Source organism: Streptomyces sp. NPDC046215, assembly GCF_040646215.1.
Lineage (GTDB): Bacteria > Actinomycetota > Actinomycetes > Streptomycetales > Streptomycetaceae > Streptomyces > Streptomyces stramineus.
This window is the reverse complement of record NZ_JBEYZW010000052.1, coordinates 1-26,193: the sequence shown is the minus strand read 5'-3', so window position 1 is coordinate 26,193 and position 26,193 is coordinate 1. Positions and strand designations below refer to the sequence as shown.

General features: G+C 69.1%; 24 protein-coding genes and 1 pseudogene. 14 read left to right on the top strand and 11 right to left on the bottom strand.

Features of this window, described 5'->3' with window-relative positions; genetic code table 11:
• Positions 1-274: 274 nt before the first annotated feature.
• Together ABZ951_RS22050 and ABZ951_RS22045 are read right to left on the bottom strand one after the other, a co-directional pair.
• Positions 275-775 carry an ATP-binding protein gene (locus ABZ951_RS22050; RefSeq protein ID WP_344094235.1) on the bottom strand — a complete coding sequence of 167 codons (501 nt, stop codon included), beginning with the start codon at positions 773-775 and terminating at the stop codon, positions 275-277.
• Positions 772-1,551 (bottom strand): TauD/TfdA family dioxygenase, encoded by a 780-nt coding sequence (locus ABZ951_RS22045; protein ID WP_344094237.1) that lies wholly within the window; start codon positions 1,549-1,551, stop codon positions 772-774. The genes ABZ951_RS22050 and ABZ951_RS22045 overlap by 4 nt, the downstream gene beginning before the upstream one ends.
• Positions 1,552-1,722: 171 nt before the next feature.
• Between ABZ951_RS22045 and ABZ951_RS22040 the strand changes: the two genes are divergently transcribed.
• From ABZ951_RS22040 to ABZ951_RS21985, 12 genes are all read left to right on the top strand, one after another.
• Positions 1,723-2,163: an NUDIX hydrolase gene (locus ABZ951_RS22040; RefSeq protein WP_344094239.1), complete on the top strand. Its 441-nt coding sequence runs from the start codon at positions 1,723-1,725 to the stop codon at positions 2,161-2,163.
• A 3-nt stretch (positions 2,164-2,166) separates the two neighbouring features.
• Complete coding sequence (locus ABZ951_RS22035) at positions 2,167-3,333, top strand: helix-turn-helix domain-containing protein (RefSeq protein ID WP_344094241.1); 1,167 nt, start codon at positions 2,167-2,169, stop codon at positions 3,331-3,333.
• Between the two features lie 459 nt (positions 3,334-3,792).
• Entirely contained in the window at positions 3,793-4,650 is an 858-nt protein-coding gene (locus tag ABZ951_RS22030) for a helix-turn-helix transcriptional regulator (protein WP_344094243.1), read from the top strand.
• 12 nt (positions 4,651-4,662) lie between these two features.
• Positions 4,663-4,869 (top strand): DUF397 domain-containing protein, encoded by a 207-nt coding sequence (locus ABZ951_RS22025; RefSeq protein ID WP_344094245.1) that lies wholly within the window; start codon positions 4,663-4,665, stop codon positions 4,867-4,869.
• A 202-nt stretch (positions 4,870-5,071) separates the two neighbouring features.
• Positions 5,072-6,490, top strand: coding sequence for a helix-turn-helix transcriptional regulator (locus tag ABZ951_RS22020; RefSeq protein ID WP_344094247.1), 1,419 nt, complete (start codon positions 5,072-5,074; stop codon positions 6,488-6,490).
• Positions 6,487-7,371, top strand: coding sequence for an aminoglycoside phosphotransferase family protein (locus ABZ951_RS22015; RefSeq protein WP_344094249.1), 885 nt, complete (start codon positions 6,487-6,489; stop codon positions 7,369-7,371). The genes ABZ951_RS22020 and ABZ951_RS22015 overlap by 4 nt, the downstream gene beginning before the upstream one ends.
• A gap of 195 nt (positions 7,372-7,566) precedes the next feature.
• On the top strand, positions 7,567-7,695 hold the full coding sequence (locus ABZ951_RS22010; RefSeq protein WP_344094251.1) for a hypothetical protein: 129 nt from the start codon (positions 7,567-7,569) through the stop codon (positions 7,693-7,695).
• A gap of 227 nt (positions 7,696-7,922) precedes the next feature.
• A complete protein-coding gene (locus ABZ951_RS22005; RefSeq protein ID WP_344094253.1) occupies positions 7,923-8,891 on the top strand; it encodes a methyltransferase domain-containing protein in 969 nt (322 codons plus the stop codon).
• Positions 8,892-9,061: 170 nt separating this feature from the next.
• Complete coding sequence (locus tag ABZ951_RS22000) at positions 9,062-10,186, top strand: methyltransferase domain-containing protein (RefSeq protein WP_344094256.1); 1,125 nt, start codon at positions 9,062-9,064, stop codon at positions 10,184-10,186.
• Between the two features lie 30 nt (positions 10,187-10,216).
• Positions 10,217-11,122 carry a protein kinase gene (locus tag ABZ951_RS21995; protein ID WP_344094259.1) on the top strand — a complete coding sequence of 302 codons (906 nt, stop codon included), beginning with the start codon at positions 10,217-10,219 and terminating at the stop codon, positions 11,120-11,122.
• Entirely contained in the window at positions 11,103-11,603 is a 501-nt protein-coding gene (locus ABZ951_RS21990) for a GNAT family N-acetyltransferase (protein WP_344098208.1), read from the top strand. The genes ABZ951_RS21995 and ABZ951_RS21990 overlap by 20 nt, the downstream gene beginning before the upstream one ends.
• A gap of 5 nt (positions 11,604-11,608) precedes the next feature.
• On the top strand, positions 11,609-13,060 hold the full coding sequence (locus tag ABZ951_RS21985) for an NF041680 family putative transposase (protein ID WP_344098209.1): 1,452 nt from the start codon (positions 11,609-11,611) through the stop codon (positions 13,058-13,060).
• A gap of 21 nt (positions 13,061-13,081) precedes the next feature.
• Here the strand turns inward: ABZ951_RS21985 and ABZ951_RS21980 are convergent, their stop codons facing one another.
• The 5 genes from ABZ951_RS21980 to ABZ951_RS21960 all read right to left on the bottom strand — a co-directional run bounded on the left by ABZ951_RS21980 (position 13,082) and on the right by ABZ951_RS21960 (position 16,612).
• A complete protein-coding gene (locus ABZ951_RS21980) occupies positions 13,082-13,768 on the bottom strand; it encodes a pentapeptide repeat-containing protein (RefSeq protein WP_344096142.1) in 687 nt (228 codons plus the stop codon).
• A gap of 137 nt (positions 13,769-13,905) precedes the next feature.
• On the bottom strand, positions 13,906-14,367 hold the full coding sequence (locus ABZ951_RS21975) for a Pycsar system effector family protein (protein WP_344096144.1): 462 nt from the start codon (positions 14,365-14,367) through the stop codon (positions 13,906-13,908).
• A 667-nt stretch (positions 14,368-15,034) separates the two neighbouring features.
• On the bottom strand, positions 15,035-15,256 hold the full coding sequence (locus ABZ951_RS21970; RefSeq protein ID WP_344096146.1) for a hypothetical protein: 222 nt from the start codon (positions 15,254-15,256) through the stop codon (positions 15,035-15,037).
• Between the two features lie 8 nt (positions 15,257-15,264).
• Complete coding sequence (locus ABZ951_RS21965) at positions 15,265-16,176, bottom strand: N-acetylmuramoyl-L-alanine amidase (RefSeq protein WP_344096148.1); 912 nt, start codon at positions 16,174-16,176, stop codon at positions 15,265-15,267.
• Between the two features lie 76 nt (positions 16,177-16,252).
• On the bottom strand, positions 16,253-16,612 hold the full coding sequence (locus ABZ951_RS21960; RefSeq protein ID WP_344096150.1) for a hypothetical protein: 360 nt from the start codon (positions 16,610-16,612) through the stop codon (positions 16,253-16,255).
• Positions 16,613-18,256: 1,644 nt separating this feature from the next.
• Between ABZ951_RS21960 and ABZ951_RS21955 the strand changes: the two genes are divergently transcribed.
• A complete protein-coding gene (locus ABZ951_RS21955; protein ID WP_344096153.1) occupies positions 18,257-19,777 on the top strand; it encodes a serine/threonine-protein kinase in 1,521 nt (506 codons plus the stop codon).
• Positions 19,778-20,305: 528 nt separating this feature from the next.
• Here the strand turns inward: ABZ951_RS21955 and ABZ951_RS21950 are convergent.
• The gene (locus ABZ951_RS21950) at positions 20,306-21,085 is read right to left on the bottom strand and encodes a methyltransferase domain-containing protein (RefSeq protein ID WP_344096155.1); all 780 of its coding nucleotides are present in this window, start codon (positions 21,083-21,085) and stop codon (positions 20,306-20,308) included.
• A gap of 148 nt (positions 21,086-21,233) precedes the next feature.
• Positions 21,234-21,401 (bottom strand): hypothetical protein, encoded by a 168-nt coding sequence (locus ABZ951_RS21945; RefSeq protein ID WP_344096157.1) that lies wholly within the window; start codon positions 21,399-21,401, stop codon positions 21,234-21,236.
• A gap of 778 nt (positions 21,402-22,179) precedes the next feature.
• Between ABZ951_RS21945 and ABZ951_RS21940 the strand changes: the two genes are divergently transcribed.
• A complete protein-coding gene (locus ABZ951_RS21940) occupies positions 22,180-23,592 on the top strand; it encodes an FAD-dependent oxidoreductase (RefSeq protein WP_344096159.1) in 1,413 nt (470 codons plus the stop codon).
• Positions 23,593-23,956: 364 nt separating this feature from the next.
• Here ABZ951_RS21940 and ABZ951_RS21935 read toward each other — a convergent pair whose 3' ends face one another.
• Positions 23,957-24,826 carry an MBL fold metallo-hydrolase gene (locus ABZ951_RS21935; protein WP_344096161.1) on the bottom strand — a complete coding sequence of 290 codons (870 nt, stop codon included), beginning with the start codon at positions 24,824-24,826 and terminating at the stop codon, positions 23,957-23,959.
• A 179-nt stretch (positions 24,827-25,005) separates the two neighbouring features.
• A pseudogene (locus ABZ951_RS21930) lies at positions 25,006-26,193 on the bottom strand (hypothetical protein); the annotation flags it as partial.

Below are 26,193 nucleotides of genomic sequence, written 5' to 3'. Positions count from 1 at the left end.
CCAGGGGCCGGATCAGGATCTGCTGCTCACAGCAGGAGAGGAGCGATGCGGGCCACCACCCACCCCGTGGGCGCGATGACCACCAGCACAAGCACGGCACCTCTCGGGACGCGGGCTGCCCGCCTCGGACCGGCCATGCGGTGTACGCCACGGCAGGGTCTTCCGGCCTGCCGCCCCGTCGGCTGCCGCCTCCCAGGAGCACCGGCGAAGGCGCGTGTCGGTGGAGGCGCGGGGGGCATGAGCGGGGCTTCGTCGGCCGGATTCCGGTAGGCGCTCACCGTGTGTGTCCTTGGGCCGCGGGGCGTACGTAGGCCCAGGTGGAGAGGTGGCCGTCGGGCAGGGTGCGGTAGCCCCAGCGGCCGAGGTTCTCCACCAGGTCCAGCCCGCGGCCCCGCTCAGCCCCCTCGTCGGTCTGCCGCCGGGCGGCTGGCCTGCCTTCTCCTCCGGGGTCTTCGACCTCGATCAGAATTGCCCCGCCGCCCTCGGCGATACACAGCCCGATCTCCGTCCCTGGGGTATCGGCACGGCTGTGGCGGTAGGCGTTGGTCAGCAGCTCGGCGGCGAACAGCTCCGCCTCGAACGCCTGCTCCGCGCTTACTCCCCACCTGAGCAGCAGCCGCCGTACGGTGCGGCGGGCTTCGCTGACCGCTTCCCGTTGCCGGGGCACGCCCATCGCCTGCAGGTGCTCGGCCTGGAGCCGGGGGCGTTTCCGCAGCGCGGGAACTGCCTGGGACGCCTGGACCGTGGAGGTTTGCGGGGCGGTCGCGACGCTCATGCCGCACCCCCGCCCATGCTTCTGGGGAGGAAGCCGGGAGGGGCGGGTTCGTGCGGGTTGCCCAAGGCCCGGTAGCAGCGCCGTGCGCCGTCGAAGCTGGTGCGGCCGTGGAGCCACCGGTGGTTGTCGAGGAGATATCCCTGACCGGCCCGCAACGTGAGCATCTGCTGGCTTCGCTTGGCCGCCATCCAGAAGCCATGCAGGTGCATCTGCGCCAGAGGGCTCCAGCGGACGAGACCGTTCTGCCGGTAGCGCACCGCGACACGGCCGCCTTCGTGCCGGGCGAACACGGGGGCGAAGATCCCGGTACTCGGGCCGAAGAACCCCGCGCGCGGACCGGAAAGAACGGCCACCGCGTCCGGGCACCGCTGCTCAAGCTCAGCGTGGACGGTGCGCCCGTCCACCAGGAGGGAATGTCCGCCCTCGGGCGCGGGCTGGGTGCACACCATCAGCATCAGGCGGGGCGGGGTCTTCAACGCCGCCCCCTCGGTGTGCAAGGCCAGCTCACCGTTGGTGAGCCCGGCGAAGCCGGGGCGCTCGTCGTGCCGGCCGGTGTTGTAGATCGCGGTCAGCCCGTCCGCCCCGCTGTCGCGGTGGTGCACGAGGCGCATGACCTGGGTGGCGAACCCCAGCACGCGACTGCGCGTGGTCAACCTGTCGACGGTGACCAGACCTGCCGCGCTCAACCGTCCGGCTACCGTCTCTACCGCCCCGGGGAGTTGAAAGTCCACGTAGTGGCGGGCGAACAGATCCGTCGCGGGGGACGTGGCGCTCATCGGCGAACTCCCGTGAGAGGTAGGTCCGGTGGGGATCACTCTGGGGACCTGGGCCGGGCCGGTAAAGCGACAGATTGTCGACCTGCCACCCCCGCTCTCCCGGGCCCTGGAGGGGGCGGTGCGTGCTACGGTCCGAGCGGCCCAGCCGCACCCAGAACCGCGAGGAATCGCATGACCTACGTGCCGCCGACCTGGCCCGTCTCCATCAAGGGCGTCGCCCTGGACTCGCAGGGCCGGGCCCTGCTGCTCCGCAACGAACGCGATGAGTGGGAACTGCCGGGCGGCCGGCTGGAACCCGGCGACCCGAGCCCGGAGGCGGCACTCGAGCGGGAGGTCGCCGAGGAGACCGGGTGGCAGGTCACCGTCACGGCCGCTGACCTGCTGGACGTGTGGATCTACGAGCCGATGCCCGGCCGCCGCGTCGTGATCATCACCTACGGCTGCACCGTCCTGACCCCGGACAGTGAGCCCGTCCTCAGCCACGAGCACAAGAAGATCGGGCTCTTCGGCGCCGATCAGGTGCCGGGCCTGACGATGCCCGACGGGTACAAACATTCCATCGCCGTCTGGCACGCCCGCCTGGGCGAGCCGACCGCGTACGAACGGACGTGACGCATGCCTGCGGGCAGTTCCCCCGCCTCCGTCACACGCCATGCCCTGTGGCGCTGGGCCACCCCGCAGGCGGAGACCGTCCTCGCGCGCCGTGACCTGGGAGCCATCTTGCGCTTCCACCGCCACGTCCACGGCCAGAACCAGACCACCCTCGGCGACCAGCTCGGCTACGACAAGACCTACATCTCCGCCCTCGAAACGGGGAAGCGCACCATCGACGACGTCGGCTCCCTGCGCCGCATCGCCACCACCCTGCGCCTGCCCCCGCACGTCCTCGGCATCACCGACGCAGCCGACCTCGACCACCAGGCCGTGATCCAGTTCGGCGAGTCCACCGTCCGCCTCGCCGAGATCGCCCGCCAGTCCGGCCACGCCTCCGAAGCCGTCGAAGAACTCTGGCCCCTGGTCGCCCGCCTCGAAGCCCGCGTCGACGACGGATACGCCGAACGCGACGGCCTGCACCTCCTGGCCCGCGCCCGCGTCGGCCTCGGCGTCGCCCTCGGCAATATCCTGCCCGAGGAACGCCTGGCCACCGCCGCCCACTGGACCGCTAAGAGCCTGCCCATCGCCGACTACTTTGGCGACCCCGGCTTCCGCTCGTACGCCCTGCGGATGCACGGCAACGAACTCAGGAAGGCCGGACTCAGGGGCGCCGCCGTCACCCGCCTGACCCGCGCGGCAGCCCTCGCGCCCGACCGCGATGCACGCGCAGCTGTCCTGCCGCTCCTCGCCCGCGCGGCCGGCGCGCTCGGCGACGATCACCTCTTCGACACGGTCGTCGAGGAGTGCGGGCACCTGCTCGACGACGGTGTCCAGCACACGAGCCTGTTCAACCCCTTTGCCTTGCACGAGGTCAAGGTCCGGGGACTCGTCACGACCGGCCGGATCAGGGATGCCATAAGGCTGATCGACATCACGCCGGTGCTCACCACGCCCGTGGCGCCCCAGTGGCGCGTGATCGAGCTGGTCACCGTCGGCCACGTGCGACTCCTTGGCGGCGACCGGACCGGAGCCGAGCAGCCCCTGACGCAGGCCACAGCGGAGGGAGCGGCGCAACGGCTGCCGCACCAGCTCCAACGCGTCATCCGAACCGCTGGACAGCAGCTGCCGGACGTCGCGGTGACGGCGGCGGGGCATCTGCATAGGCTGCGCGCTGAGATGGCCGCTTGACTCAAGCGCCGCGCTGCCGTCCGTCGCGGTGGGGGAGAACGCTTCCAAGGCCGACTGCTCCTTGCAGGCCGCCGCGCGCACGATGGCCTCCGTCGGCCTTTTGCTCGCCAGGTCGATCGATGCAGGGCAGGGCCCGGGAGAGGGCTTCCTGAACAACTGGAGCAGCGGTTTGTCCGGTGCGCATACTCTTGATGTGGGCATGGCGGCATCACCCTTTTCCTGGGGGTGGGGAGCGCAAGCGGGGAAGCGCGGAGCCGTAGATGTTCAACGACCTTGGCGGTCTGAGGCGTTGGAGTATGGCAGCGGGTTCGCTTCTCATGTAACGCTCACCGTGGAAGTGTCCGCATGGGCGGCTCGGGTATACGCCGAGGGAGGCCACTGGCAGGTCGCAGGGCCTGTAACTTCCTCATGAGAGAGCACCGCGCCGAACAACATCAACACGAGGCACGGAGGGGCACGATGGCCGAGGGGCCGACCACACGCCGACGCCAGGTCGGCTTTCGCCTGAAGGATCTACGCGATGGGTGCGGGCTCACAGCCGAGGAAGCCGGTGAACGAGCGGGCGTCTCCAAGGCCACCGTCAGCCGCTACGAGCGCGGGACGGGCGAGATCAAGTGGAACCAGGTAGAAGCCCTTTGCCGGGCCTACCAGGCATCCGACGAGGAACGCGAGGCCCTGGTGGCCCTGGCGAAAGCCTCCAGCAACGCGGGCGCCTGGTGGATCTCCAAGGAAGACCCTCTCGACGACAAGATGCGCCTGCTGATCGCCTTGGAGAACGAGGCGACGCGCATCCGGCAGTACCAGGCCGTGTTCGTTCCCGGACTTCTCCAGACCCGCGCCTACGGGGAGGCCATCGCCGTCCCACCCGGCCAGCAGCTGGACGCCCCGACCAACCAGCGGTACCTCAACGTCCGACGCAAGCGCCAAGAACTGCTGATCAAGCCCGAGGCACCCGCCTATCACGTGATCCTGGACGAGTCGGTGCTCCTGCGCGCCGTCGGCGGTCCCGCTGTGATCAGTGAGCAGCTCGACCTCCTGCTGGAGCGGGCCGCCGCCCCGAACTTCACCCTCCAAGTCCTTCCGCTGGCATCCGGCGGGTTCAGCGCGGCGAACAGCAGCTTCCTCATACTGGGCGGCGCTGATCCGGCCCTGGATGTCATCTACAGCGAACAGGTCAGCGGCGCCCTGTTCCTGGAGCAGCCGCATGAGCGAAAGAAGTGTGCCGAGGCGTTTGCCCACCTGAGCGAAGTCGCCCTCGGACCAGGACCTTCGGCGGACCTCATCGCCGAAGCCAGCAAGATGCACCGTAGGAACTAGCGAGGAACAGACGTGACCAACGAACTCCACTGGTTCAAGAGCAGCTACAGCTCCGTGCCCAACCAAGACTGCGTCGAGACCGCCTTCCCGGCCGCCGGTGGGGTCAAGATCCGGGACTCCAAAAGGCCGACCGCGGCACATCTGGACTGCACCGGACCGGCCTGGACGGCCTTTACGGACGCGGTGAAGGGCAGCGAGATCGCCCCCAGCGGCCACTAGCCTCGGTACTCCTCCGGCCCGGCGCCTCCTGCAGGGGCCGGGCCGGACGGCTGGGCGGCCGAACCGGCCGCCGGTACGCCGCGCCGGCAGGCGGCTCCGGAAGCGTGCGCGCCCGGGGCGTACATCACCTGGATCAGCCCTCTGATGCGGACAGTTCTGCGGTGGTAGACCTGTCCGCATCAGCTCCGAGGAGGGGAAGACCGTGCCGCAACGCTCCAAGGAGTTAGACGACTCCCTGTCGATGCACCACTGGTTCGGCGTCGAAGTCCGCAACTGGCGCCGCGTCCGGGACCTCAAGCTGCCCGCCCTCGGTGCAAAGGTCGGGGTCAGCGGTGACCTGATCGGGAAGATCGAGAAGGCCGACCGAAAGTGCCCGCGTGCCCTCGTGGCCCCTCTGGACGACGCGCTGGGTGCCGGCGGGGCCCTGGTCAGGCTCTGGCGCAGAGTGGAGGAGGCGGACGCCCGGGACCGCGCTGATGCGGACAACCGGCAGACAGCTGATGCGGACAGCGAGGCCGTGCAGCCAAAAGCCACCGATCGGCGAAAGCCGGAAGCGGGCATGCTAGTTCCCGACCCGCCCGCACAGCTGGATCGGAGCCTGCCCCCCGTGCTACGTCGCAACCTCCTGGCCGTCGGAGGAATAGCCGCCCTGACCGCCGGTTCATGGTCCGACCTCATCCCTGCCCCCGGACGAACCCCCCTCCCCAGCTCCGTGCGCCGCGAGGACATCGCGCAGGTACGCGAAGCGTCGGCCGCCCTCGCTAAATGGGACAACCTGTACGGCGGAGGAGGCATCGTCCGGGAAGCGTCGATCGGCGAACTCCAGTGGGCTACAAACCTCCTGGACGTCCCCTGCCCCGACGCGCTCCGAGCCGACCTCTTCTCTGCTGTCGGCCGGCTGTCCATCGTCATGGGAGCCTCCGCGTTCGACGCGCACGCCCACGACGACGCACGCCGCCTCCTGGCCTTCGGAACAGTCTGCGCGGAGGAAGGCGACGACTGGCACCTCCGAGCCGCCTCCCTCAACTGGCGTGCACGACAGGAGATCTGGACCGGGTCGCCCGACGCGGGGCTGACCTACGCCGAGAACGGACTCGTGCGCGCCGACCGGCTCACCTACCGCGAGCAAGCCACCCTGCACAACGCCCGAGCCCGGGCCCTGGCCCGCATGGGAAGGCGGGACGAGGCGCTGGCTGCCATCGGCCGCTCCGACACCGTCTTCTCCAAGTCCAAACCCGGCCAGGACTCGCCCTGGATGGCCTTCTACGACAACGCCCAGCACCACGGCGACACCGGCCACGCCCTCTACGACCTTGCACTCAAGGGCCTGCACACCCCGAGGCCGGCCGTCGAACGGCTCAGGACCGCCATCAACGGCCACGCCCCCGGCTTTGCCCGAAGCCGCGCCTTCTCCCGCACCAAGCTCTCCTCCCTCACCATGATCACGGGCGATCCGCAAGAAGCCGTCGCTATCGCCAACCGGGCCCTGGACGAAGTCGGCCGTCTGCGCTCCCGCCGCGCGGCCCAGGACCTGCGGGAACTCCTCCAGCACTCCAGCCACCACAGCAAGCAGCCGGACGTGACCGAGCTGCGCCACCGCATCACCACGGCGCTGGCGTGATCACCCCACGAGAACAGGCATCCCGCCGCATCCTCGAGGCCGCCTGCGCCACCGCGGACCTCGACAGCCAGGGTGCCACCCCCATCCGCCTCGCCGAGAACGACCTGTGGCGGCTACCGAACGCCGTCGTCGCCCGCATCGCCCGCCCCGGCCAGCACCAGGCCGCAGCCCGGGAAGTCGCCGTCACCCGCTGGCTCGCCACCCACCACGTGCCGGCCGTGCGCCCCCTGCCCATCGACCAGCCCGTCCACGCCGAGGAACGCTCCGTCACTTTCTGGGAAGAGCTCCCACCGCACCGGCACGGGAGCCCCGAGGAAATGGCACCCCTGCTCCATCGCCTGCACGCTCTGCCCATCCCGGATATCGGCCTTGGACAGCTCGACCCCTTCGTCAGGATCGAACAGCGTCTGACAGCCTCCGCATCGGTCCAGGCCGACGACAGGGAGTGGCTACTGCACCACCTCGCCGACCTGCACGCGGCCTGGGCGGACTTACCGGACGGGCTGCCCCGCTGCGTGATCCACGCCGACGCCTGGACCGGCAACGTCGCCGTCACCGCGACGACGGCCTACCTCATGGACTTCGAGCGCACATCCCTTGGACCGCCCGAATGGGACCTGACCTCCACCGCGATCAGCACCGACACCTTCGGCACGCTCGCCTCTCACTCCTACCAGCAGTTCTGTGAGGCGTATGGTCACGACGTCACCACATGGCAGGGGTACCCCGTCCTTCGCGCGATCCGCGAACTCCGCCTCGTCACCTTCGCTCTCCAAACGGCCGAAGACGACCCCACCGCCGTCGGCCAAGCCCGGTACCGCATCGACTGCGTCAGGGGACGGTGCGGCACCAGGCCCTGGCATTGGACGGCGGTGGGCTGACACACCTGTCCGCATCGCCCCGACGCGCTCTGGCGCTAGCCGTCCCCCTTCTGTAGTTTCCTGGCCCACGCAGCACCGAGCCGACCAACGGAGCAACGGCAAGGGGCACTCGCTGCGACAGCAAGAGCGGCGAGGAAGGCAAAAGGACGACGCCTTGTCGTCACTGCTCCGAGCTGATCAAGGAGGCGCAGCCACGTGGGTAAGCGGGACAAGGGTGACGACGACAAGGACGACATGCTGCCCGGTCAGAAGTGCGAGCCGCCCAAGGAGCCGCCGACCCCGGACGGGGCGTCTCCCGAAGGTGATGGGAAGCGCCGCAAGTGACCTGTGAGCGTCATGAGGAGGCTGGGCGGCCCAGCTGGGAGGCACTGGGCCGCCAGCTCCTCACGAAAGGGTCGATGGGGCCCGGCTGGGCAGGAGCATTCGCTGAAACGCCACGGGCGCGATTCCTGCCCTCGGTGATGTGGCCGTATGACCAGGCGAGTGAAGAGCATGTGGTGGCGGACCGCGCCGCTGATCCTGAGGGCTGGGACCGGTACGCCTGTTCAGACATGGCCATCATCACGCAGTGGGACGACGGGGCCAGCAGTGTCTCGGGTACGGATATGACCTCCTCGTCGTCCATGCCGTCCCTGGTGATGTCCATGCTCGGCGACCTCCAGGTCCAGCCCGGGCACAAGGTGCTGGAAATTGGCACCGGCACAGGGTGGAACGCCGCTCTCCTCGCCCACCGCGCCGGCCCCGGACGCGTGACCACGATCGAGGTGGACCCGACGGTCGCCGAGACCGCCCGGCACGCCCTGCAACAGGCCGGTGCCGCCGTCACCGTGATCCACGGTGATGGCCTTCACGGGCACCCGCCCGCAGCCCCCTACGATCGGCTTATCGCCACCTGCGGACTGCGTACCATCCCGTACACGTGGGTGGAGCAGATGCGTCCGGGCGGCGTTCTCCTCATCCCCTGGGGCACTCAGTTCACCTCGACGGAGGCCACCGCACGCCTCGTCACCGCCAGCGACGGAAGCTCGGCCAGTGGCCCGTTCACGCAGTGCGTGACGTTCATGCGCGCCCGGGCCCAGCGTCTCACCGTGGACGACTACGACACGTACGTCACCGCCGAGGCCAAAGCGAGCGCCCAGAAGTCTCACACAGACCTGCCTTACAGCGAGGTGTTCGGCACGACGCTGTGGGACGCCAACCAGTTCGCTCTCGGCCTGTGTGTGCCGGATGTCATCCGCACCAGGGGCCCGGAGGAAAACGGTGCCCGCCCGGTGTGGCTCCTCAGTCTCAACGACCGTTCATGGGCCTGCGTTCTATTCCGTGACGATCGGGCCAAGTTCACCGCCTATCAGTACGGCTGTCGCCGGCTGTGGGACGAGATCGAGGCTGCCCACGCTTGGTGGGCCGAACAGGGACGACCTGGGTTCAACAGCTTCGGCCTGACCATCGACAAGACAGGACAGCACGCGTGGTTCCAAGAGCCGGGCAACCGGATCAAGCCGGGCGCGCTCGGCGGGTAGCTGTCCCACCCTGCACAGGTGCGGGCTCTCACCGTCACCCGCACGGCAGCCAGCCCCAGCCGGGCCCCAAGCACGGAGGCGGCGAGAGCGACACGAAGTGACCCCCACCCCGCGTGAGCAGGGGGGAACAGGCCCGTCTTCGCCATGCCGCAGAGGAAAGTGAGCGACGTATGAGCACCCAGGCACGCCTCATCCAGATCCTCACCAACAAGGGCTCCCTTTCCCCAGGCTCCCCCTGGCGGAACGTGGTGGAAGGCGTGCCGCGCGACCTCTTCCTCCCCGACACCTTCGAGGCCCAAGACCGGACCTTCGACCGGGAGGAGAACCCGAAACGGTGGGCCTGGGCCGTCTTCGCCGACCTGCCGCTCGTCACCCAGATCAACGAGGGCGCTGACCTCGGCCAGGACGCCTACCAGCGCCCCACCTCCTCCAGCTCCATGCCGACAATCATGCTGGAGATGCTCGATCTGCTGGACGTCCACGAGGGGCAGACGGTCTTCGAGGCCGGGGCCGGCACGGGGTACAACGCGGCCTGGCTCTGCCACCGTCTCGGCTCCGCCCACGTCACCACCATGGACGTGGACCCGGACATCACCAAGCAGGCCGAGAGCAACCTCGCCCGCGCGGGCTTCACCCCGCGCGTCCTGTGCGGCAACGCCGAAGACGGATGGCCCCAGGGCGCGCCATACGCCCGGATCATCGCCACCTACACCCTGCCGGAGATCCCTTACGCCTGGATCGAACAGGCACCCGAAGGACGGATCGTCGCCCCCTGGGGCGGGGGGATATTCCACTACAGCTACGCCGTGCTCGACGTAGCCGACGGCCAGGCCCAGGGCCGATTCACGGGGAACCCGGCGTTCATGCACACCCGCAGCCAGCCCGGCGGCGGAGGGCTCCTGCGCGACTTCCTCCACCACGCAGAGGACGGGCAACCAAGCCGCACCAGCCTCTGCCCGCTGGACCTCACCAGCGATCACGACGCCCTGTTCTACGTGGACGTGGCCGTGCCAGGGGCCTGGCACTCCGTAGGCAAGGCTGAGGACGGCAGCGACGAAGCCACCCTCTGGCTCTTCTCCCGCGACAAGAGCTCGTGGGCGACCGCCGAGTACGTGCCCGGCCAGGACGAGTACGAGGTCGAGCAGTACGGCCCCCGCTCCCTATGGGACGAGGTGGAAGCCGCCTACCGCAAGTGGGAGGCGCTCGGCCGCCCCGAACGCGACCGCGCCGGCGTGACCGTCACCCGCGACGGACAGTACGTATGGCTGGACGAGCCGGACAGCATCATCACCTGACCCACCAGAACCACGGCGAGGAGACCCGACGTGGATGACCTGCCCGACGGCCACTTCCGAGCACTGATCTACTCGCACACCGGCGTAGTCACCACGGTGGAGATTCCGGACCACGGATACAGCTCGGACTTTGCTGCGGTCATCAACAGTGAGATGGGGCAGTTCTTCGTCAAGGCTGTGTTCAATGAGCCGGGGGGCCGACGGGACTCGATCATCCGAGAAAAACTGATCAATCCCTACGTGACGCCTCTCTCGCCTTCACTGCTGTGGAGCGTTGACGGTGACGATGCTGGATGGATCATCCTCGGGTTCGAAGTCATCGAGGCGCGCGGCCTCGACTTCGAGCCGGAAACGCGGGACCTTCCCCTCGCCGTTGACCTGCTCAACCGGGCGGCGGCCCTAGAGCTGCCTGACGTCGCTCGGGACTGGCGGGAAGACCGGTGGGACGCCTACGTGAGCGGTGAAGACGAGCTGGCGCTACTCCGCGGTGACGCTCTGCTTCATACCGACATCAATCCGGACAACTTGACGGTCGGGGGTGCGGGCTCGTGGATTATCGACTGGGCATGGCCCACGCGCGGGCCCGCCTTCATCGACCCGGCCTGTTTCGCCGTACAGCTGATCGCAGCCGGCCACAGCCCCGAGTCCGCCGAGTCCTGGTCCGCCGGGTGCACGGCATGGGCGAACGCAGACCCGAAGGCGATCGATGTGTTCGCGGGGGCCTATCTGCGGATGCTCCGTGCTATCGCCAACCGGCGTCCCGAGGGGGCGTGGCTCAAGGGCATGGAGGAAGCGGCGCAGGCATGGGTGGAACACCGAGGCGTCGCCGGGACGGGCCTTAGCTTGTCGTTTAACGAAGCGGGGCCTGGGGCGCCGCCCTGGTGGTGCGAGAGTGGCGGAAGTGGCCGTCGTGCTGATGAATCTGCGCCAGGATGAAGCCGTGGATGACATCGCTTGCCGCCCTGCCCAGCCCCATGAGTTAGCCGCCGTCGCCGAGTTGCGGTGGCGCTGGGTGCAAGAGCTCTACGGAACACCCGATACCACGTTGGACGAGTTCGTTCCCCGTTTCGTGGCCTGGGCCCGGGAGACCGAGCCATCACATCGGTGCATGGTGATGGTCCGTGACGGTCGTGTCATCGGCATGGCCTGGCTGGCGATCACGCAGCGTGTGCCGCATCCGCGCGCGTTCGAGCGGATGTCGGGGGATGTGCAGTGCACGTACGTCCTGCCCGACGAGCGCGACCGCGGCCTGGGCGGCGAGCTGATCGAGGCAGTCTTGGCATGGGCGCGTGAACTTGGACTTGAGCGGGTGACCGTTCATTCCAGTGATCGGGCGGTTTCGGCATACTCCCGGCACGGGTTCGAAGTCTCCCCGCGCCTGCTCCAGGTCGAGGTTAGGCAGGGTCGCGCGGGGTGAGTCTTCTGACCGGTGGCCGGAGCGAGTCGCTGAGATTGTTCTCGCGGTTCCGGTCGGACTTCTACGCGTGCCTTACGGGCCGCTCGGACGCGCTGTTCGAGCTGACGGACGCCCTTCTCTGCACGGAGGGCCCGGTCAAAACGCTGGTGGACCTCGCGCTCGCGCCAGAGCACCGCCGGGGTCACGGAGCCCTGTATGGCGGGCTCAACCAGGGGCGGATCGACTTCGATCGGCTCCGCCGGGCCCTGGCCGGTCTGCCGTTGCCGAGAGCGGCGGACGGCCGGCTGGTCCTGGCCGTTGACGTATCGCCATGGCTGAGGCCGGATGCCGCGACCTGCCCGGATCGTTCCTTCTGTCACACCTATGGCCGGGGCCAGAACGAGCACCGGATGATCCCTGGCTGGCCGTACTCGGTCGTGGCCGCGCTGGAGACCGGCCGCACGTCCTGGACCGCCGTGCTGGACGCGGTCCGGCTGGAGCCGGGCGCCGATGTCGCGGCCGTGACCACCGCCCAAATCCGTGAGGTCACCGAACGGATCATCGCCGCTGGTCAGTGGCAGAAGGGAGACCCGGAGATCCTGGTCGTCCTGGACTCCGGATACGACGCGCCCCGCATCGCACACCTTCTGGCCGGCCTGCCGGTGCAGATCCTCGGGCGGCTCCGTTCCGACCGGGTCATGCGACGGTCGACACCGCCGCGCGTCTACGATCCGAAGGGCGGGCGCCCGCCCAAGCACGGCGGCGAGTTCGTCTTCGGCGACCCCGCTACCTGGGGCACCGAGCAGGCCGTGACGACCACGGACACCCGGCTCTACGGGAAAGCCACCGCGCAGGCATGGGACCGGCTCCATCCCCGGCTCACCCGTCGGGCAGCCTGGCTCGACCACGACGGACCACTGCCCATTATCGAGGGCACCGTCATCCGCCTGGCTGTCGAGAAACTGCCCTCCGGAGGAGTCAACAAGCCGGTCTGGCTCTGGTGGTCCGCCACCGCAGCCACGTCTCAGGATGTCGACCGCTGCTGGCAGTCCTTCCTGCGACGCTTCGACATCGAGCACACGTTTCGCCTGTTCAAGCAGACCCTGGGATGGACGAAGCCTCGTCTCCGAGACTCCGCGGCGGCAGACCGCTGGACGTGGCTCGTCATCGCCGCCCACACTCAGCTCCGTCTTGCCCGCCCACTAGCCACCGACATCCGGCGGCCCTGGGAAAGGCCGACGCCACCGAGCAAGCTCACCCCGGCAAGGGTCCGAAGAGGGTTCAGAAACCTGTGCGCGAAAACGCCGTCGCCAGCGCGTGCACCAAAACCCTCCCAGCCCGGCCCTGGGCGCCCGCCCGGCTCGAAGAACCGGCGGTCGGCCACCCGCCATGACGTGGGACGCGTCCTGGCGACCGGCCAGGCATACAGCCGTCCCGCCCACCACAAGGTAGGAACTAAACCACGGCGCGTTGGATAAACGACAAGCTTAAGGTGCGGCCTACGGAGAGAGGCGGTCCTCGCCGAAGCTGACCTCCAGATCGGACACCAGCGCCTCGGCGAGCTGGAGGACCTGTGCACGGTCGATCACGACCTGGCGCAGCGAAGGGAGCCCGCGCACAGCCGAGAGGTCGTTGTTCCGGAGATCGCAGCCCCGGTACTGGCCGCCTTCGAACTCCGTCCGGCGCATGCCGCAGCCGTCGAAACAGGCCGCGGACAGATCGCAGCGGGCGAACGAAGCCTCAGCCAGGGAGCACTTCGAGAAGATCACCGGTCCTGTCGCGCGGGCCCGGCGGAAGGTGGCGTAGTCGAGCTTGCAGTTCTCGAACAGGACGCTGTCGAAGGCCACGCTGTCGAAGGCGGCGCCCAGGAGCTTGCAGTCGGAGAAGACTGCGCGCGACAGCTTGCCCCCAGACCAGCGCAAGGAGCCAAGGTCGCACCCGGAGAACTCCACCGAGTCCACGCGCAGGTCCTTGAGCGTGGTCCGCTGCGTCCGTAGCCGCAGGACTCGGCCGTCCAGGAGGTGGGCGTCGGCTAGGTCCAGCTCACGCAGGCTGGCGTCGGCATAAGTGAACTCCTCACCCCGCCGACCGGAAGCCCCCAGGGAAGGGACCGTCGCCAGGCGGAGGCCGGGATCGTCGAGCACGGGGAGGATGACGCTGGTCTGCCGGACAGTACGGGGCTTCATCAAGGCGCCTTCCTGCGCGCGGAGGGAGTGGCCGTCGGCGGCCCTTGAACGTCCTTGGGAGACACGGCAGCGGCAGGCCGCCGAGAACAAGAGCGTGCCCCTGGTCTATCACCGCACGGGCAGGGCGGCAGTCGCCTTCACCCGAGGGCGGCGAGGTGATTCGCCGCGAGGAGGAGCAGCGCGCTAAGGCCCGTGGCGATACACGCCACGATGAGACGCCGGTACTTGAGCCTGGCCATCCTGGACAAGATCGCCACCTGGTGAGGGCGGGTGTCTTCCTGGACGGCCGCACGAATCTCCTCCGGGCTCATCTCAGCCCAGGTCGGGAACGAGGTTCCTTCGTTGCCGAGCCGGGGCAGAACCGCAAGCACGACGAACACCAACGAGATCGCGAGGAACCCGGAAGCCAGGCCCACCAGGACGCGAGCGGCAGTGGGCCCCTCGGATAAGGCGGAGCGGAGCAAGGCAGCAATGCCACCGTCGAGGGCGAACAAGGCACCGCCCTTCACGTCGGTCTTCGCGAGGACCTCGGTGACGCTCTTCAACGCCCGGTCGAGACCGCCGTCGGACGGCTCCCCAGGAGTAGGTGTGCTGGTCACAGTTCTCCTTGTCGATCGGCATAGCGAAAGAGCCCGAGCAGGTGCTGCTCGGGCTCGCTTCGTTGGATGGCATGCAGGGAAGACGGTCTTCGTTGGCTCGGGAAGCCCAGCGCGGTGCGGCATTGCCCGCGTCGTCGTACCGCTCGCTCAGGCGCGGTACTTCACGCTGATGCGCGCTGTTTGACGATGAGACGTCAGCACGTCATTCGTTGTCCGGTCCCGATAGCGTGGGGGCAAGCACTACATCCCGAGAGTGGGGGTTCCATGGACGCGCAGGGACGGAGGGGCTCGGGCGCAGAGAGCGCCGGAAGCGCGGTCGCGCTACTGGCCGCACTGGTCAGGACGGCCCCCAGCGCCCTGGCCGACAAGCCGCTGAGAAAGATCACGTGGGGCGACGTCCAGCAGTGGGCTCCAAGGACGGCGAGCACGGCTCCCCATCCGGAGACCGCTCCACAGCGGCCCATCCACTTGCCAGCCGGAGCGGCCCACAGGCTTCACGAGTTCGATCACCGGCCGAGCCGCCGCCCTCTCTTCGCCACACCGCTGTACAACGTCAATGCGCCGGTGGAAGAGGTCCGGCGATCACTCACAGAACGCTAGGAGGGGACACCCCTCCCTCATGGCGAAGACCCCCTCACCGGGCGTCGGCGGTGAGGGGGCCTGTCGGTTACGCGACCGCTGTAGGCGGCGGTGTCGGCGACGGTATCGCCGCGGCCTTCGTCTTGCCGTCTTCGACGCGCTGGACGACTTCGCCGGTCCCCAGGACGGCCGCAGCCAGTCCCAGGATCAGGGCCTGCGGCAGGTCATCGACGTAGTGGGCGACGAGCGCGATGGCCGCCGCGGCGATGGCGTACAGACGGGTGCTGTTCGCGTGAATGAGCGTTCCCATGAACTTCCTCAGCTTCCGTAGGCGAGCTTGTGGAGCAGGTCCCAGCCACGGCGGCCGATCGCCGGATCGTAGGACTGGCCGGTCGTGTAGAGACCGTGCTTGCGGTTGAAGCCGGCCACGGCCTTCTGCGTGGCCGGACCGTAGTTGTCCGAGGCAGGGATCGCCGGGTCGAGCCAGCCGGTGCGCTTCAGAGCCTCCTGAAGCGGCTTCGCCGACGGGTTGCTGCGGCCCGGGGCGAGCCCGGAGGGGAACGGCGGCGGCGTGTACGACGACGAGCCTCCCGAGGAACCCCCAGTGGAACCACCACCGGTCACCGGGCCGGACGGCTTGCCCTTGACCCGCTGCTCAACCCGGTGCCGCATGTCGGCCATCTCGAAGCCCTCGGGGTCGATCTTGGTGTTCGTCCACTCCTTGTGGCCGATCACGCTCCCCGCACCCCACTCGTGCGCCCGGCAGATCGCCGCCGACGCCCGCTCGATCGCATCGAGCTGCGCCGCCGGCCACGGGTCCTCACCGTCGCCGAGGTTGATGCACTCGAAACCGTAGAAGTGGGTGTTGCCGTCGGTGTCGTTGGCCTCGGGGTCCGGCAGGGACTCCTCCGCGATCACCGCCCGCAGCACATCGCCGTCGCCGCGCCCCGTGTGGTTCGCCCGGCCGTTGCCGATCAGGTAGACCGTGCCGTCCTTATCGATCACCCCGTGGCACAGCGGGCCCGGAAGCTCGCTGTACCCGTTCTCGCAGATGCTGACCGACGCATCCGTGCCCGTCGTCACCGTGTGATGCACGATGATCCCGTTCACCGGGCCCCACGGGCCCTTGCCGTTGCGGTGATGCGTCCGCCAGCCGGACCGCTCCACAACGTGGACGCCCTCCTCGCGAAGGGCCGCGACCAGACGGTCGGCATTCAGTGGTGTCGCCACCAGGCGCTCTCTAACTCCCCGCGCCCAAAACCAGTGTTGTCACTCCGCCCCACAGCGGACCCCGTGACCCAGGGGATTAAGACGCGGTGCCCTTCGACGCCAGCCACAGCTGCACAACCATCACCAACAGCGGCGCCACAAACGAGCTGAGCACCAGCCGACGCGTCGCCGCTGCCTGCGCCTGGTCCTCACTGCGCAACTGCCCGGCCCGCTCCGCCATCACCTCGTGATCCCCACGAAGATGCGACAGCCCCGCCTCAACCTGCCCGATGCGCTGCTCCACCGCCCGCTGATCAGCCCGGTACACGTCCTCCGTGACCACCTGCTCCAAACGGGCCGCAAGCTGTGCAATATCGCCGCGCAGGTCCTCACGCAACTGAGACACAGCGCGGTGCAGCTCCCACAGCGTGGGCTCCGCGCTCGGCGGCACAGACACCGCAATCCTCCCGGCACCCCGCGCCTCAAGAAGAACGTACGGGGTCCAAGAACGGCGCCGAGGGAGAGGAAGCGGTCCTCTCGACCTGATCTCCCCGATGCTGCGGAACATCAGCACATAAGGAGATACAGGTGAACAGGTGCTTCGAGGCGAAAGGAACGTTTCCTTATATGCCCGTTTCCAGCCCCGAACGCGCACCGGCACCCGAGGGGCATAGGCAAGAGCCGCGTACGCAGGACGGTCACGGCGCTGCCGGCATGCAGGCACCCCAGCCCTTCTCCCACGCTGGCCGTCCGGACTCCATGCGCAACCGCCGCCCTCCCCGAAGGCGACGTGTACTGCTCTACCCCGAGGCTGCCGCCCACGCGGGAGGCGCTTCCCTGGTAGGACGTGGACCCTCGCGAATCCGACGTGGGCTAAATTACCTCGGAGTTGTCCGCCGATAGTGGGTACCCACTAGGGCGGGATGTGCCAAGCTACGAGGGTTCAACTCTTATGTGTCACGGCCGCCGCCAAGTTGAGATGTGACACCGCCGCGAATGACCAGTGACCACAGCAGGAGCAGAGCCGCGCTGAAGCAGGCGTGAGCTTCGCTCCGACAGCCGCAGGCCATCGGAGCGAAGCCGTCATCGGGCGGCCCCAGATCCACCGACCCCCGGGTACCATCCGGGGGTCGGTGCTATCGCGTCATCCAGTTGCCTAAGACCGGCATCACGTAAGCCGCGATCACTACTAGGGCCTGGTGACGGCGCTCGATCCCGTCCAAGACCACGCCGGTCCCGTCTGAGATCTTGCCCAGCCACTCCCGCACGCGCTGAAACACAGCCATCGCCCCTCTCTCGACCCCGGGCCCTCAGGCCCAAGCCCCAGGCACGGTGCCCGGGGGGCACCTGATGAGGGATCGCTATGCACAGCACTCGCGATGCTACGGCAAAGCCGCCATTTCTTAGGCGTGTTGTGGGTATTTCGTTCTCGCTGTGGACGACGGCATCGTGCGGTTGGTCGAAGGCTGCACCCTGAGCTCCTCGCCACCTTCCTCAGCTCCTTCACAACGCGCGGTCTGCACGTGGTGAAGTCCCGAGTGTCAGTGGGCGGCCGTACGGTGAAGACATCAACCCAAGTGCTGGCTGCGTTCGCCACCTGCCCCGTTCCCCATGGAGCGGGGCAGCTGGGTTTTTCTGGTGCTCGTCCGGTCACGATGAGTTGAGAGGCCGTCCCCTGGCGGTCGGTGCAGTCACCGTCTGAGGCGACTAACTGGGACATGTCTGATTGGCTTGCCGAGGGAATCGTTCCGCTTGATGTGGGGCGTGGCGACTTTTCCGATGTCGAGTGAACTCAGTTGGAACCGCGCCTGCTGACGAACGTTGGTTGAGGCGTGCGTTGGTACTGTCACTGACACGTGATCAACGGAATTCTCTTCCGGCTGCGAACCGGCTGCCAGTGTCGGATCTATACCGGCTTCCCTCTGCACGGGCATGATGGCAACTCGCACATTCGACTGACCCGTACCCCGCCCGCACCGTGGGTGCGAGCTGTTTCACGTGCTCCAGTGTCGGGGGCGGGGCTGCTGTGCCATGCTGACTGCCCTCACGTGATGGGCATTCACGTGGGGGCGATGCGGACGGCGTCTCACGGGGGTGTGGCATGCAGCCGTTGACCGCGACTGATCCGCGCCGGGTGGGCGCGTACCGGCTGCTGTACCGCCTCGGGGAGGGCGGCATGGGCCGCGTCTACCTCGGCCGGTCGAGGGGCGGCCGGACGGTCGCCCTCAAGGTGGTACACGGGACGATCGCCAGTGACCCGGGCTTCCGGCGGCGCTTCGCACGCGAGGTCAGAGCCGCCCAGTTGCTCCGGGGAGTCGGGACCGTGCCGGTCCTGGATGCCGACCCGGAGGCGGAGGTGCCCTGGCTTGCCACAGCGTACGTACCGGGGCCCGCGCTCTCCGACGCCGTCATTGGCCACGGGCCGCTGCCACAGGAGGCCCTGTGGCGGCTGCTCTCCGGACTCGCGAAGGCGTTGACGAGGGTACACGAGGCGGGCCTGGTGCACCGGGACGTCAAACCGTCCAACGTGCTGCTCTCCCAGTCGGGGCCACTGCTTATCGACTTCGGCATCGCAAGGTCCGCCGACGAGACGGCGCTGACCGGGACCGGTCTGGTGGTGGGGTCGCCCGGCTACATGTCACCGGAGCAGGCGGAGGGCCGGATCGTCGGCCCGGCGGCGGACGTGTTCTCCCTGGGAGCGGTTCTGGCCTTCGCGGCGACGGGGCGCGGCCCGTTCGGCGGCGGATCGGTGGCCGAAATACTGTACCGGCTCGTGCACCATGAACCGGACCTCGACGGGGTCGGGGGTCGATTCGGGGAACTGGCCCGGCGTTGCCTGGCCAAGCGGCCCGAGGACCGCCCAACGGCCACGGAGCTCGCCGCCGCGACCAAGGAGCGGGCGGGCACGGGCCCCTGGCTGCCGGCGCCCGTGGTCGCCGCCATTGCGCAGAAGGCGGAGGAGCTGCTTAACGCGGAGGCGGAGGAGCTGGAGGAGGAAGCGGAGCGCCTCGTACAGGAGCGGGCGTCCGGGGCGGACAGGGTGGACACCACCGTGCTTCCTCCGCCACCCGCGGCGGTCCTTCCCGGTCACTCACCGGCCGGCCCGGTCCGCGCTCGTGCCGCGTCCTCCCGACGGGAGAGCGCCGTCAGGGCCCTGACCATGGGTCTTGGCAGACCCCTCTACGGGCTGTTCTTCCTGATCCCGGTCGTCGCCCTTCTCGTCGGAGGGTTCGACCTGCTGGACTGGGCGGCGCAGTACCCCTCCGAATCAGAGCAGGAGAGCGCCGCGCACCAGTGGGCCATGAACGACGACTGGTGGCGCTTCCCCATGACGCTTCTCCTCTTCGGCGCCATGGTCTGGCTCCACGTCTACCGGAAGCGGCTGATGACTGTGCCGCCCGGCAGGGTCCGGCTGTGGTCGGCCGGGATCGGCCTGTACTGGATCGCCCTCATGGCGGGTACGGCCCTACACCTGGTGTGGTTCATGATCGTGGCTGAGGACGTGCCTAATGAGGCCGGTGAGCCCCCCCTCGTGTGGGTGGTCTTGCCCACGATGATCATTGGGGCGGTGGCCTCGCCCGTCCTGCTGATCGCGTCGGTCCTCCGGGTCGTGAGGGCTTGAGCTGAGCTGTCGCCGAGCACGAATTCGTGGGAGTAGTCGTGTACGCGCCGCCATCATAGGTGGGTTAGGCAGCGCACGCTCCGCAGCCGTATGAAATGCTCTGCCATCGAGGGGTCCCGCTTGTTGGCAGAGCAGGATCGCCAAATGGTGGCCGATTTGATCGGCTGCAGGTGATCTTCAGTTGGGGCGGGTTGGCCTGGACGACGCCGTGGAGGGGGACTGCGGCACAGCCATCCTCGTGAGGCTGCGCCCGGGACAAGCGGGAAGTCCGGGCGCAGGAAGGGGTGTCGCGACGGCCACCGCACGATGGATGCCGGAACCGAGTAACCGGGTAGTGGGGGCCCCGATCGTCCCGACCGCGACCGTGCCGGCCTGACGACCGCGCGCCCCTCCAGGCTGGCTGGCACGAGCTCGCCCTGTGCGGCCACTCGGCACCGTCGCGGTGCGCGAGGTCGCCTTCGGCCGCGACCCGGACCCCTCTGGCTTTTGCCCCCTATGACGGGGTGCCGGGCGGTCCGGCTCCACAGGTCAGTCGTTGGGCTGGGCCACGACGGCCCAGGTGCGGTGGGGGAGGTGGAGGACGTCGCCGGGGAAGCGGTCGGCGATGACGCGGCTGAGTTCGTCGCTGAAACGGTTGACTGCCTCGTCGGGCAGGCTCGCGCCGACGCCGGCGCTGGCCCGGATGCGACCGATCCACGCCTGTGGGGTGTACGGGACGTCGAGATCGAAGGAGAAGGTCTCGATGCCGGTGAACCCGGCGGTGGCCAGGTCGGTGAGCCAGCGCGGGTAGAGGCCGGTGCCGCCGCCCATGGACCAGGCGGGGTTGTAGCGGGTGATGAGTTCCTCGGTGGCCGTTATGAGGTTGCCGGGCAAGGGCAGCCAGTCGAAGTGGGCGATGACAACACGGCCGCCCGGGCGCAGCAGGCGGCGGATCTCAATGCCGGCCTTCGGCGCGTCGAACCAGTGCCAGCACTGGCCGGCGGAGACCACGTCGAAGGAGCGGTCCGGCATGCCGGTGTCCTCGGCGGTACCGGTCCGGTAGTCGATCTTGACTCCTGCGGCGCGGTCGAGTTCGCGGGCTTGGCCGAGCAGAGGTTCCGCCGGGTCGATCCCGGTGACGTCGGCACCGGCCTGGGCGAACAGCCGTGCCAGGCTGCCGGTGCCGGTGCCGACATCGAGGACGGTCTGTCCGGGTAGACCCACGCCTCGCGCCGTGAGTCGGATGAGCAGCTCGGGAGGGAACCCGGCGCGGTGGCGGCCGTAGTCGTCGGCAGTGAGGCCGAAGTCGGGGTCGAAAGACTGGGGCATGGAGGACCTCCAAGAGCCTGTCCGAGAGAATGGTTCGGGGTCGGGGTCGGGTTTCCGGTGCTGGTTGGGGTTCTGCGGCCTCGACTCGCCGTCAGCCGACCGGCGTTCAGCGTATCCGGCGCTGATCACCCCGTTCGGCGGCCTCTGTTCAGGATGACGCCCGGTCCGCGGTCGTGCCTGCTGCGTCGACGCGAACTGTAGGGTCGACGACGAGGTGGGCGGGGACGCCGGGACCGACGAGGTCGACGGGAAGACCGCGATCGACGGCCGCGGTCCGCAGAGCGACGAGGCCGAGGACGACGGGGGCACCGGACACCCCACCCGATGCCGCGTAACCCCGCAAGCAAGGCGCCAAGAGAGTTGGTTGACGGTTCCCTGTAATCAGCGACGGGACCTACACTGCGTGCTCATGCCCACGCCTCCACCCCCGGACGTGGCGGCCCCGCGCGCTCTCGCCTCCGCGGCCGCCGTACTGCAGGGCTGCCGATTACAGCGCCTGCTCAGCACCGGCTATCCCACCGGACGGCGGAGATACCTCGATGCGGAGATCGCTGACCACTTCGGGGTCTCCGGCCAGTACATCAGCAACCGCCGCAAGGGCAGGTCCGTACCCGCCCTGGAGAAGGCCGTCCGCCTGGCCAGCTTCCAGTTTCTGGAACAGGATGCGGCGATCATGCGCCGAGCTGCTCCGCGGGCTGAATCTCCCCGCCTCCGCCGATGGGGGTGCCCTGTTCACCGCGCTGGGCGCCGACGTGAGCCACCACCATGACCGGCCGGTCAGCCATCAACTGGTGGCCTTCGCCACCAGGACCGTGAGTGGCCTGCCCGGCACACTGAACGGGGCGGGGCAAGCAGAGACCCTCAGGCAATGGTCGAGGCCGCCGGCCTGGCCAAGGCCGTACGGAGAGTCCGCCGGGCTCCCCGCCCCGACCGCACCGCCCCCCGCGAGCAGGCAGAACGAGCGGTCCTCGATCCCGTGCCGCTGCTGGCCTCACGCGTGAGGGTTTCCCGAGTGCTGCGGCGCTCACCCGCCCCCGCCCCCCGCCACCGCGCACCAGCGCACCAGCGCTACGAACATCAGGAGAAGACCGCTCATGTACCAGCCGATCAGCACCACCAACCGTTCGATACCCTCTCGGCGGGCGGTGGTCCTCGGAGCGGGAATGGCCGGCTTGTTAGCCGCCGCTGTTCTCGCCCGGCACGCCGATGAGGTCGTCATCATCGACCGGGACGACGTGCCCTCCGCACCCCTGGCCCGCAAGGGACTCCCGCAGGCCCGCCACGCCCACCTGCTGTGGTCGGGTGGTGCCCGCACCATCGAGGCCCTCCTGCCCGGCACCCACCGCCGCTGGCTGGAAGCCGGAGCACGGCGGATCCCGCTGCCGACCGGCCTGGCGTCCCTGTCCCCGCAGGGCTGGATACGCCGGTGGCCCGAGATGCAGTACCTCATCGCCTGCACCCGCGACCTGCTGGACCACGTCGTCCGCGAGCAGGTCCTCGCCCTGCCCGGCGTCACCCTCCTCACCCGCGCCGAACCCGTCACCCTCCTCGGCGACGCGCGCAAGGTCACCGGCGTACGCGTCCGCAACGCCGCCGACGGCACGGAACGAGAACTGGAAACCGGCCTTGTCGTCGACGCCACCGGCCGCGGCTCCCACGCACCCCAATGGCTCGCTGCCCTCGGCCTGCCCGCCGTCCGGGAAGAAGTGGTCGACTCCGGGCTCGTCTACGCCACCCGCATCTTCCGCGCCCCCGACGGCACCGAGAACTTCCCCGTCGTCAACGTCCAGGCCGATGCCCGCCGGCCGGTACCCGGACAGACCGCCACCCTGGTCCCCGTCGAAAACGGCCAGTGGCTGGTCACCCTCTCCGGCACCCGCGGCGGCGAACCGTCCAAGGACCCCGCACTCTTCGAACCCTTCGCCCGCCAGGTCCGACACCCCGTCGTCGCCGACCTCATCACAAACGCCGAGCCCCTGACCGGCGTCACCGTCACCCACAGCACCGTCAACCGCCGCCGCTACTACGAACGCCTCACCACCTGGCCCGCCGGCCTGACCGTCCTCGGCGACGCCGTCGCCACCTACAACCCCGTCTACGGACACGGCATGTCCGTCGCTGCCCACAGCGCCGACGCCCTCCGCCGTGAACTGAACAAACGCCCCCTCGACGACCCCGAACTCACCCGCCGCGTCCAGCGCGCGACCGGCAAAACCGTCGACACCGCCTGGGCCCTGGCCACCGGCCAGGACATCCTCTACCCCCACGCCACCGGCACCCAGCCCCCGGCCGCAGCCCGCCTGCTGCGCGCCTACACCGACCGCCTCACCCTCACCGCCACCGGCCGCCCCTCCGCAGCCCGCGCCCTGATCACCGTCATGACCCTCTCCGCACCCCTCACCACTCTGCTCCACCCTGACACAGTGATCGCCACTCTGCGCGGCCCCGCCCGCCGCCCCCTGCCAGGGCCGCCACTGACCGCTGCGGAACTGTCCCACCAGCGATAGCCGAGAAGAGCAAGAGAGTCCTCTTGTCCAGTGCGGCTGCCGCGATTGCGAAGAGTTGAAGCCCTCCTGAGCTACCGCCTGCCCTGCTCGGCTGCATAGCCGTGCAGGCGCCCGGCCGGATGCCCGGTCCCTGCTGGTGCCCCACCTGGCCGGCGGGCGGGAAGTACGAACCCGAGTGCAGGCCCAAGGCGCTGTGCTGCCGCAAGAGGAAGAGCCGCCGGGTGGGACCACGTCACGTGCCCGTGGCGCAAGCCTGAGCAGGCCGAGGTCTGGCGATGCCGGGTTGCCCTTCAGCGCACATACGCCGACGCACATACGCCGAAAAGGAGGCGCTGTAGGCGCGCGACTTCGGTTGGCAGCTCCTTCACCAGCGAATGGCGGTAAAGTCGACCGGTTGGGACCGCAACAGCCGAGTGCGCTCTGCCAGTGTTTTCAACCGTCGGGACATCTCATCGCCGGACAGTCGGCGGCGGTCGCCATGGCCTGGCAGAACCCATTCGAACCGCAGTCGTCCGGCCGTTCTGGCCAGTGAAAGGGCCAACTCCTCGATGGAGTACCAGGTCACACTTTCCGTGACTTCCAGATCGTTGGTGGTGCGTGACCAGTAGAAGCTGTCCCCGCTGAAGCAGTACCGGTCATCTGCGAGGTAGAGCACACTGCCCGGGGTGTGCCCGGGCAGTGGGTGGGCGGTGACCCCCTCGCCGATCTCCAGAGGTTCGAGACCCCGGATCACCCGGTCCGCGTCCGGCGCCGCATCGAGGTCGCCCTCGTGGATCCACAGCCGGGCGCCGAAATGGTCCGCGTAGCGGCGGCCGTGTGCAGCGTGGTCGCGGTGAGTGAGCAGCACATCGGTGACCGTTCCCGATGCTGCGTAACGCCCCGCGAGCTCACGGCTCCAGCGCGGTGTGTCGATCATCATGACCGTGCCGGAGGGCCGTAGGAGCAAGTAGGAATTAGCTCCAGCAGTGTGCTTTGAGTTGTGCCCGCACAGGAGTACGCGGTTATCCAAGGCCATCGGAAAGGGATCGAGCTTCTGGTCCGCTCGCCCGGAGACAGGACGGATTGAGCGAGTGGGACAGGCGAACACGGCCGCGTGTAAGCGCCGCGTCTCGACCTCGTCGCGCGGCAACCGCAGGATCTGGGACTTTCCGTCGGCCTCGCCGATCAAATCGGGCGCGAGCTGTCGAGCAACGTCGCAGTTGAAGCAGCGGTCGTCCACGTACCAGCCGTCCACGGCAAGGCTCCTTCCGGAGGGAACGGTCCCCGACCAGGACCGCTTTCCAGGGATACCCCACCCACAACCGGAATCGGTAGGCCCTGCCGATCTTGCACTTCCGATGCCGATGCGCTCTCTCTACCCGATCGACGCAAGGGCCCTATGGGTGATTTAGGCTGATTTGGCGCTGCTCGCGGTCAACCGATGTCGAGCTCTTGTGCCTCCAGATGGCGTTGCAGATTGAGGTGGCGGAACTGGTAGACGGCACCCGTCCTGCGGAGCACCCCGCGTTCGCTGTGCGCGTCGGCCAGGAAGGCCATGAGATCGCGAGGGGTTCCCTTGCGTATCCGCAGGTAGACCTGGGTCAGGGAGAAGAGTCCCCAGGCCGTCTCCCCGAAGCCGATCGCCAATCCCGTCACCACGCCCACCACGGGCGCGGCGACCACGGCGGCGGTCCGTCCTGCCACCAGGTCCGCGATCAGCCCCGCCACCGGGCCGGCGGCCAGCGCCCAGAGCAGCATGATCCGGCGCGCCGTACGGCGGTCGTGGGCGAGCGAGCCGGAGGGGCTGCCCCAGGCGGTGACGTCGAGGGGTTCGGGACGCAGGCCCGTCATGAAACCGACCACGAACCCGATGGCGAGTACGGACACCAGGGCGAACCTGATTCCGGTGACGGGCCCGACGGCGAAGCCGGTCACCATCCCGGCAACGGTGCCGGGTACGACTTTGGACTGCCGCCAGGACCAGCTGATCCGGTTGGCCGGCCTCCGCCGCTGCGCGGTTGCCAGAACGGCCACGGCCCCGACCGACAGGCCCGCGCCCAGCCCGGCGGCCGGCCCGGCGACGGACCAGGGCACGGCGGCGACCGCGATCGCGGCGCTGCCCGCCACCAGCAGCCGCGCCCACCTGACGGGCAGCGCCCGGTGCAGCTCCCACCAGGCAATTTCGGTGCTGCCGGTGAGGTTGTCCCGCATGTGGTGGGCCAGGACGACGAACGTGCGCCGGGCCTCAACGTCGGTCCAGGGGCAGGGGCGCCGAGGTCTCGGCCGGTACGCGGTGCGGATGAACGCGCCGAACAGGTGCCGCTCCACCTCTTCCCGGGTGGCGTAAACGAGCAGTTCCGAGGGGCCGCGCGAGGAGGGAGGAGTCGGTGACCCGGGTGCGCCCTCGGGGTTGTAGACCGCTCGGGCGAGGGAGACACCGAGCGGTGTGGCGAGCGTGCGCGCCACAGGACAGGCACCGCCCAGACGCCCGAGCACCTCGCCCCACCGTTCCTCGACGGCGGCCGCGGCCGCCGCCGTGGGGGGGCCGCCGCCGCCGCGGGCGGCGCCCCGGGGCGGCCCGCCACCCCCGCCCAGACGGCCGCGGGGCTGGAGCGCCAGCCC